Source organism: Moorena sp. SIO4A1 (genome assembly GCF_010672065.1).
Lineage (GTDB): Bacteria > Cyanobacteriota > Cyanobacteriia > Cyanobacteriales > Coleofasciculaceae > Moorena.
This window is the reverse complement of sequence record NZ_JAAHHX010000047.1, coordinates 43,702-51,055: the sequence shown is the minus strand read 5'-3', so window position 1 is coordinate 51,055 and position 7,354 is coordinate 43,702. Positions and strand designations below refer to the sequence as shown.

At 43.0% G+C, this 7,354-nt stretch carries 10 protein-coding genes; 5 read left to right on the top strand and 5 right to left on the bottom strand.

All coding sequences use genetic code 11. The annotated features are described in order from the left end of the window. The 3 genes from F6K53_RS25460 to F6K53_RS25450 all read left to right on the top strand — a co-directional run bounded on the left by F6K53_RS25460 (window position 1) and on the right by F6K53_RS25450 (window position 2,198). A complete protein-coding gene (locus F6K53_RS25460) occupies window positions 1–177 on the top strand; it encodes a DUF4351 domain-containing protein (protein ID WP_293082600.1) in 177 nt (58 codons plus the stop codon). 79 nt (window positions 178–256) lie between these two features. After that, window positions 257–1,168 carry an Rpn family recombination-promoting nuclease/putative transposase gene (locus F6K53_RS25455; RefSeq protein WP_293070004.1) on the top strand — a complete coding sequence of 304 codons (912 nt, stop codon included), beginning with the start codon at window positions 257–259 and terminating at the stop codon, window positions 1,166–1,168. A 79-nt stretch (window positions 1,169–1,247) separates the two neighbouring features. Then, complete coding sequence (locus tag F6K53_RS25450) at window positions 1,248–2,198, top strand: Rpn family recombination-promoting nuclease/putative transposase (protein ID WP_293070002.1); 951 nt, start codon at window positions 1,248–1,250, stop codon at window positions 2,196–2,198. A gap of 105 nt (window positions 2,199–2,303) precedes the next feature. On the opposite strand, the gene F6K53_RS25445 is transcribed toward F6K53_RS25450, so the two are convergent. The 4 genes from F6K53_RS25445 to F6K53_RS25430 form a co-directional block, all read right to left on the bottom strand. Next, complete coding sequence (locus F6K53_RS25445; RefSeq protein ID WP_293027424.1) at window positions 2,304–2,441, bottom strand: hypothetical protein; 138 nt, start codon at window positions 2,439–2,441, stop codon at window positions 2,304–2,306. 22 nt (window positions 2,442–2,463) lie between these two features. After that, on the bottom strand, window positions 2,464–3,450 hold the full coding sequence (locus tag F6K53_RS25440) for a DUF1822 family protein (protein ID WP_293070001.1): 987 nt from the start codon (window positions 3,448–3,450) through the stop codon (window positions 2,464–2,466). Beyond that, window positions 3,447–4,451, bottom strand: a complete 1,005-nt coding sequence (locus F6K53_RS25435; RefSeq protein WP_293070000.1) for a hypothetical protein — start codon at window positions 4,449–4,451, stop codon at window positions 3,447–3,449. The genes F6K53_RS25440 and F6K53_RS25435 overlap by 4 nt, the downstream gene beginning before the upstream one ends. A gap of 233 nt (window positions 4,452–4,684) precedes the next feature. Continuing rightward, the gene (locus F6K53_RS25430; RefSeq protein ID WP_293082595.1) at window positions 4,685–4,915 is read right to left on the bottom strand and encodes a hypothetical protein; all 231 of its coding nucleotides are present in this window, start codon (window positions 4,913–4,915) and stop codon (window positions 4,685–4,687) included. Between the two features lie 219 nt (window positions 4,916–5,134). On the opposite strand from F6K53_RS25430, the gene F6K53_RS25425 reads away from it, so the two are divergent. Together F6K53_RS25425 and F6K53_RS25420 are read left to right on the top strand one after the other, a co-directional pair. Next, window positions 5,135–5,473: a hypothetical protein gene (locus F6K53_RS25425; RefSeq protein ID WP_293069997.1), complete on the top strand. Its 339-nt coding sequence runs from the start codon at window positions 5,135–5,137 to the stop codon at window positions 5,471–5,473. A gap of 18 nt (window positions 5,474–5,491) precedes the next feature. After that, window positions 5,492–5,854 (top strand): response regulator, encoded by a 363-nt coding sequence (locus F6K53_RS25420; RefSeq protein ID WP_293069995.1) that lies wholly within the window; start codon window positions 5,492–5,494, stop codon window positions 5,852–5,854. Between the two features lie 106 nt (window positions 5,855–5,960). On the opposite strand, the gene F6K53_RS25415 is transcribed toward F6K53_RS25420, so the two are convergent. After that, window positions 5,961–7,259 (bottom strand): response regulator, encoded by a 1,299-nt coding sequence (locus F6K53_RS25415; RefSeq protein ID WP_293069993.1) that lies wholly within the window; start codon window positions 7,257–7,259, stop codon window positions 5,961–5,963. Between the last annotated feature and the right edge of the window lie 95 nt (window positions 7,260–7,354).

Here is a 7,354-nt window from a genome sequence, read left to right as displayed (position 1 = left end):
ATCCAACAAGAACGTCGAGGGAGTTTAGAGCGCATCCTTAAACTGCGATTTTCAGAGATTCCTGTCGAGATATCCGTCAGAATTCAAGCCTTAACTCTCGAACAATTAGAAGAGTTGATGGCCACAGCATTAACGGTTAACTCCCTAGATGAGTTTACTCAACATTTGCCCAATTAATTAAATAAGGCCACACCCCACCTCGACCGTGGGGTGGGCGTAACTCAAAAATTATTCTTGATTCGGTCAATTGTATTGTATGGCAAAACGTGCAGATATTGGTAGCAAACGCCTAATCAGTCTCGCTCCTAATGCTTGGGTGCAATGGGTAACCGGTAATCCCCAAGTGCGGGCATCTCAGTTACTCGATGCTGAGTTTCAATGGATTAGTCGCGAAAGCGATGTGATTGTGAAAGCAAAGAGTCCTCAACATCAAGAATTTCTGATTCTCAATGAATTACAACTACGCTATGACCAGAACATGCCTCAGCGAATGCGCAATTATGTCGCTTTAGCTGAGGAAAAATACAACCTATCCGCTTATCCGGTATTAATTAATATCTTGCCGCCCCCATCCACAGTAACCATTGAAAATTGCTACGACAAGGAATTCATGGGATTAAAAGCCCGTCAAGATTATCGGGTAATTAATCTCTGGGAAGTAGAGGCTGAATTAGTATTAGGACAACCTTTGCCTCCCTTATTTCCATTTGTCCCGATCTTATTTGGAGGTGGTAGTGAATCGAAATTGCGGTCAGCGGTGCAGGCGCTACGAGCGGATCAAACCTTAAATCAACTAGAACCGTTGTTAGCTTTTTTTGCTAGCTTTGTCCTAGAGATACCTTTAATTCAACAAATCATGAGGTGGGATATGACAGTATTACGAGAATCACCCTGGTATCAAGAGATTTTACAAGAGGGTCTTGCTCAAGGAATTCAACAAGGGATTGAACAAGGGATTGAACAAGGGATTGAACAAGGGATTGAACAAGGAATCAAACAAGAACGTCGAGGCAGTTTAGAGCGCATCCTTAAACTGCGATTTTCCGAGATTCCTGTCGAGATATCCGTCAGAATTCAAGCCTTAACTCTCGAACAATTAGAAGAGTTGATGGCCACAGCCTTAACGGTTAACTCCCTAGATGAGTTTACTCAACATTTGCCCAATTAATTAAATAAGGCCACACCCCACCTCGACCGTGGGGTGGGCGTAACTCAAAAATTAGTATTGATTCGATCAATTGTATTGTATGGCAAAACGTGCAGATATTGGTAGCAAACGCCTAATCAGTCTCGCTCCTAATGCTTGGGTGCAATGGGTAACCGGTAATCCCCAAGTGCGGGCATCTCAGTTACTTGATGCTGAGTTTCAATGGATTAGTCGCGAAAGTGATGTGATTCTAAAAGCGTCTAGTCCTGAACACTCGGAATTTCTGATTCTCAATGAATTACAACTACGGTATGACCAGAACATGCCTCAGAGAATGCGCAATTATGTCGCTTTAGCTGAGGAAAAATACAACCTATCCGCTTATCCGGTATTAATTAATATCTTGCCGCCCCCATCCACAGTCACCATTGAAAATTGCTACGACAAGGAATTCATGGGATTAAAAGCCCGTCAAGATTATCGGGTAATTAATCTCTGGGAAGTAGATGCTGAATTAGTATTAGAACAACCTTTGCCTCCCCTATTTCCATTTGTCCCAATCTTATTTGGAGGTGGTAGTGAATCGAAATTGCGGTCAGCGGTGCAGGCTTTACGAGCGGATCAAACCTTAAATCAACTAGAACCGCTCTTAGCGTTCTTTGCTAGTTTTGTATTAGCGATGCAGCGCGGTCTTGGGGGTTTCCCCCATGAGCGACTGCATCAAGAAGAAATACCCTTAATTCAACAAATCATGAGGTGGGATATGACAGTATTACGAGAATCACCCTGGTATCAAGAGATTTTACAAGAGGGTCTTGCTCAAGGGATTGAACAAGGGATTGAACAAGGGATTGAACAAGGGATTGAACAAGGAATCAAACAAGAACGTCGAGGCAGTTTAGAGCGCATCCTTAAACTGCGATTTTCCGAGATTCCTGTCGAGATATCCGTCAGAATTCAAGCCTTAACTCTCGAACAATTAGAAGAGTTGATGGCAACAGCATTAACGGTTAACTCCCTAGATGAGTTTAGTGAACATTTGCCAAATTAATTAAATAAGGCCACACCCCACCTCGACCGTGGGGTGGGTTTTCCTCTTGATTTTACAACTCCGATGGTCAGCGGTCAGTGGTCAGCTAACGTAACTCAGATTAAACTAATGCTTACCTGTTTTATTCAAAAGCTGATAGCTGTTCGCGAAGCGTGCGCGTAGCGCATAAGCTGATAGCTGTTCGCGAAGCGTGCGCGTAGCGCATAAGCTGATAGCTGTTCGCGAAGCGTGCGCGTAGCGCATAAGCTGATAGCTGATAGCTTACCTAAATTATAAATTTTTCCGTGATACTTATATCTCCCAATTTTAATCTGACACTGAATCGTTCCTCTGGTTGGCAACTGAAATCGATTTGGATCTTGTCGTTAGTTTTTCCAGCTTGAGCTTTCATACAAGACTTTCCCGATTCATCCAGTAAATTCACCTGCAAATCTGGTGGTAAATACATTGCATCCCCCGCAGGATATAGCCGCATAAAAATATCGATATCTTCAGTATCAGGAGGTTGGAAATTCACTTGCAGCAGCAAGACTACCCCTTGACCAGCTAAGTCCATTAGCTTGGCTCGCATCGTTGATCTGTCATTACCCCTTAAAGCCTGTATCCTCGGTTCTTGGTTGGAGCGCCGCTTGATACCTAACTCAGATCCTCTGAAGAAAGTAACGGTTTTGAAACTAGACCTGTACCTATACTCAGGTAGCAGTGAGGCTGGTGCTTGCCAATCTGCCTGAAATAGTTCCTCAAACCATTGGGTTACCCTCACCGATTTCTTAATCCAATCAATCTTGTCAATTAGTGTATCGAGAGATTCAAGCTGTTCTAGGGGTAAAGGGTCTAGGGATTTAGCGATCGCATGATACGGAGCAAATCCCAATAACTCTACCTGGTCTAATTGCTCACTGAACTGCACTGCCACATAGCCAATCCGGTCTTCGGTCACTTCTAGTGGCACGTTCAAGGCTGACTCACCTGGTAACACTGGACGACATTCCAATTTACCAATGTTGGGCAAAACCAGATCAGCTACATCAAACAATGCTCTTAAACCGGGATTCCAACAATCACTTTGAGCAAGATTACTGGGAATCTCGAGCCATTTAAGATAGTTGTTAACAGCATAAACTGCTAAAGTATTTAAATAGACGTGTTTTCCCTTCCGAGGGGTGGTTTGTTCAGCAGCAAACTGTGCTGCATAACTATGAGCGTATGGGCTAATAGAAACTTTAATATTAGTTGATTCTGTAATAGTCATGGTTGATATCCAAACGTTTTACCGATGTCTTGCAGCCTTGGCAGGCATTTTTTCTTCCAGTGAGAGTAGAGAGTTTGTTGGTTAGCGTTAAATTCTCTAGCAATGTCAGCAATTCTCTGGGGTGGTTCTTGTACTAGCAACCGCATTGCTAATAACTGACAATTACATTTGGGATATTTGCGGGGATGACAACCGATTAATTTCCGATCTGGATCGTTTTTAATTTCTTCGAGAATGGCTTTACTTAGACGCTGGCGTTCAGCTGTCTGGATTTCTTCAATGTAATCATCCAGTCTACTCAAGGAAGGTCTAGGGTCTGGCAACCGGTCTTCTAGAGTCCTTGAATCTCCCTCACTGTTACCGATCGGTTGATTAGTGCTAATCCCTGGATATCTACTATCTGAGATATATAAATCTCGGATGCGCCAGCGTAAATATCCGTTGATCCAGGTCACTAAGCTTTTTTCAAGGGAGGTTGAAGTTGGCTCAAACTGGTCTAGATTGCGAGTGACCCATTCCCAGGTTCGATTTAACGCCTCTAGAGAGTCTACGTGGGAAGATTTGTAAATGCCAGGTAGATTTTGAACAACGCTCAGGAGACGATTCAAGGCTTTCTGCCGCTCAGGACTTGGGTCTGGGTAGCGGGATACTTCTTCAATTAGGTTTCTTAGGATTTCATCCACAGGAGTCTTTTTCCCCAGCTGCCCTGCCTTTGGCTGCCATAGTTGAGCAACACCAATGCAGCGATCACAAACCAGGATACGAGAGTCTACATGGGTGAATTTTAACTGACTTTTAACTAACCAATTAAACTCCCAGTCGCTGGTATGACTGCTGATAAGCTGGATGCGCCCTGATACATTAACCACCATTGTTAATCCTCTCGATTGCTGACCCGCAGTTGTTGTACCAAGCCTAGATAACTCAGAGGCTGGCTTTGGGTCATTGACCAGTGGGGAAATGGGTAATGGTGGTTTAGGATCATGACTAGTTAGGATCATGACTAGTACTGTTTTGAACTCTCTATGTACTTATCAGCCCTAGCTGATCATTTTATGAATCCGATTTTTGGAATCCGAGCCGGTTGACTGAAAAAACTCTCCTGTGTGTTACTGCTATGTAAACAGCCCAAGAAGCCTTCTTGACTCAGGCTTCTCAAGCTTAGGCTGAGTTTGTGATAATATTGTGAATTTTTTATACTGTCAACTCTCTACTGTTAAGTCTCTAATAATATTTAGGATACTAGCTTTACAGACCATAAAGAATCAACTATACTCCGATTTAATAGTCTCGATTCAGAAGTCAAGATTCCTAATATAGCACTTATCATAGTCATGAGGTACAAAATTCTGGGTGTTAGGGAGCAGGGACTGAGGCCGTAGGCCACGCGGGGCGAGTTCGGAGCAGGGAGCAGGGAAGAGAGAAGAGGCAAGAGGCAAGAGGTAAAAAATCCTGTGTACCTCATAGCTATAATAAACGCTATATATAGCATTTATATCTCGGTTGTAAACACACTTATTGCCGAAAAATGCAAGAGGCAAAATGGGAAAGATATCATGATTTTTATTGGACATAAAAAAACATACAATTTTACATTTAAAATACCAACTATATTTTAGTAAACTCACAATTGGCTGCTATCTCTACACTTTTTACCAAATTTTAAAGTATTTAAAATCTTTGATTGCTGACCTTTAAAAATTGCTTAATTTACTATTCTATTCCCTATTATCCTTTTCCGATTCCCTATTTCCGTTTTCCCTACTCCCTCCTTTGCTCTGGTCACCAGGAAGTATGGTTATTCAACCGGATTTTAGATAATATAGCACTACGCATTAAGGTGTTTGACATTCCTAAACTCCGAAACTTAGTCATAGCTTACTTGCGGACTTGCGGACTTGCGCGTAGCGCTATACCTTTGGGTGGAAGAGCTGAGTTCACCCTGAACCAAACACTAGCGCTATATAAAAACCATGATTTTATCAGTAATTTTGCCCTTGCCATTAACACATTTTCTGTATAAGGTGCTATACTTTAATCTATGAAAACTGTTTTGGTGGTAGAAGATAGCGTAACAGAAAGACAGTACCTAACTCGCTGTTTGCAACAAGCGGGTTTGGGGGTTACTGGCGTGGCTAGCGTTGAGGAGGCTCGGGAAAAATTATCTCACCATACGCCAGATTTAGTGGTTTTAGATGTAATTTTGCCTGGTCAAAGTGGTTTTGAGTTTTGTCGAGCCCTGAAAGTTAATCCTCACACTAGCCAGATTCCTGTGGTGATTTGCTCCACCAAAGGTACTGAGGTGGACAAAATTTGGGGAAAGATGCTGGGGGCTGATGCCTACTTAGCTAAACCAGTGAATCCAGAAGAACTGCTGTGTACCCTAGAGGAGCTGATTCAATAGTTATTGTTTGTTGAGTGTTAACCGTTGAGTGTTAACCGTTGACCTAGGACAATTTTTGATTCCCCCTACCTCTAGACTCTTGCTTCACTTCCGGAGTCTTGCCTTTTTAAACTGGATCGGTCTTGCTGGGCGAGGTTGTATGATACTTGCGCACCTTTGCCACTACTTTCTGATTGTCGATGGGTTTGGTCAGGAAATCAGTCGCCCCAACGATTCTGGCTCGTACCCGGTCCACAATACCATCTTTAGCAGTCAGAATAATCACTGGTGTATTGGCAAACATTGACACCCGGCGGATCTGGGCGCACATTTCGTAGCCATTAACAATCGGCATCACCAAATCCAAGAATATTAAATCTGGCTTATGTTTGAGTAGCAACGGTAGAGCTTTGATAGAGTCTTGGATTCCTAAAAATCGATAACCTGCTGATTGAATCACGTCCTTCATAATTTTACAGGTTTGGGGGTGGTCATCAATACAGACTATTAATGGCTGATCAGACTTCTTGTGGGATTTTTGGGTTTGGGAGTTTTGGGTACTAATGTCTGCCTTGGCGGGGATATCTACAAAGAAAGGAGCTATCAAATCAGGCACTTCTACTAGTTCAATCAGTTGTTTCTGAATATAAGGATTTAGCGATCGCGTCAGCAGTAACAGATCTCGTTTGATCAGGGCTGCTATATCTCGAAGAGTGCGCTTACCGTTGATGAGGGTTACCAAATTTTTGTAGGTGGCCACTGAGGTTTGCTCTTGCAAAGCCGACTTTTGCAACAGCACCGGTGCTAAGTCAGGAGAAACATCCTCCAAACCCATTTCTGACCACTGCTGCCAGACCTGTTGAACTTGCTTGATAGTTGGTTCTACCTCTAACATCCACGTTTGTGGCAAAATCCCCTGGATAGAGGGACGTACTCCCAACTGGGCATTGAGCAAGAAATTGTCAGGCTTCTTGACCGTAGTTTCAATGGTGTTTGACGACACAGAATCATTACTGGGTTGAATTAGGGTTTTCTCCCGAGAAACTAAGGTTAGGCTCTGGAAGATATCAAACAATATTTCTGCTACAGTGCCTTTAATTACAACCACCGTCTGTTGGGGGTTAATCATTCGTTTCCGTGCTAACAGCACCATCAAGTGGTAGTCCCAACAGGACTCTGGCTCTATCTTTTTCAGGGCAATCCGATTAGGATTAACCTCAGGACAATGGTAGAGTATCTGCCGACACCAACGCCTAGTGGGATGAACACTGCCAGATGCCCATACCAAACGGCCATAGCTCAAGTAGAAGCTCCATTGCTGAGCAGTTGACACCTTCAGATCCAGTCGGCCAGTAAATTTTTCCTGACCGTAGCGTAATAGCTTAGCACTCAAGCTATTACAAGTAGATTCAACCCTGGTTTTCATTGGCCCATAAATTCACCCAATTTTAAAAACGTGAGCAATCACTCTAACCAAAATGAAAAATCATTACAAATCAAGCAATTAAATACCTTGGAATT

Excerpts from the sequence above, each read along its gene's own strand:
- F6K53_RS25455 (WP_293070004.1), top strand. The coding sequence starts at position 257 with ATGGCAAAACGTGCAGATATTGGTAGCAAACGCCTAATCAGTCTCGCT.
- F6K53_RS25420 (WP_293069995.1), top strand. The coding sequence starts at position 5,492 with ATGAAAACTGTTTTGGTGGTAGAAGATAGCGTAACAGAAAGACAGTAC.
- F6K53_RS25430 (WP_293082595.1), bottom strand. The coding sequence starts at position 4,915 with ATGAGGTACACAGGATTTTTTACCTCTTGCCTCTTGCCTCTTCTCTCT.
- F6K53_RS25440 (WP_293070001.1), bottom strand. The coding sequence starts at position 3,450 with ATGACTATTACAGAATCAACTAATATTAAAGTTTCTATTAGCCCATAC.
- F6K53_RS25450 (WP_293070002.1), top strand. The coding sequence starts at position 1,248 with ATGGCAAAACGTGCAGATATTGGTAGCAAACGCCTAATCAGTCTCGCT.
- F6K53_RS25445 (WP_293027424.1), bottom strand. The coding sequence starts at position 2,441 with ATGCGCTACGCGCACGCTTCGCGAACAGCTATCAGCTTATGCGCTACG.
- F6K53_RS25415 (WP_293069993.1), bottom strand. The coding sequence starts at position 7,259 with ATGAAAACCAGGGTTGAATCTACTTGTAATAGCTTGAGTGCTAAGCTA.
- F6K53_RS25435 (WP_293070000.1), bottom strand. The coding sequence starts at position 4,451 with ATGATCCTAACTAGTCATGATCCTAAACCACCATTACCCATTTCCCCA.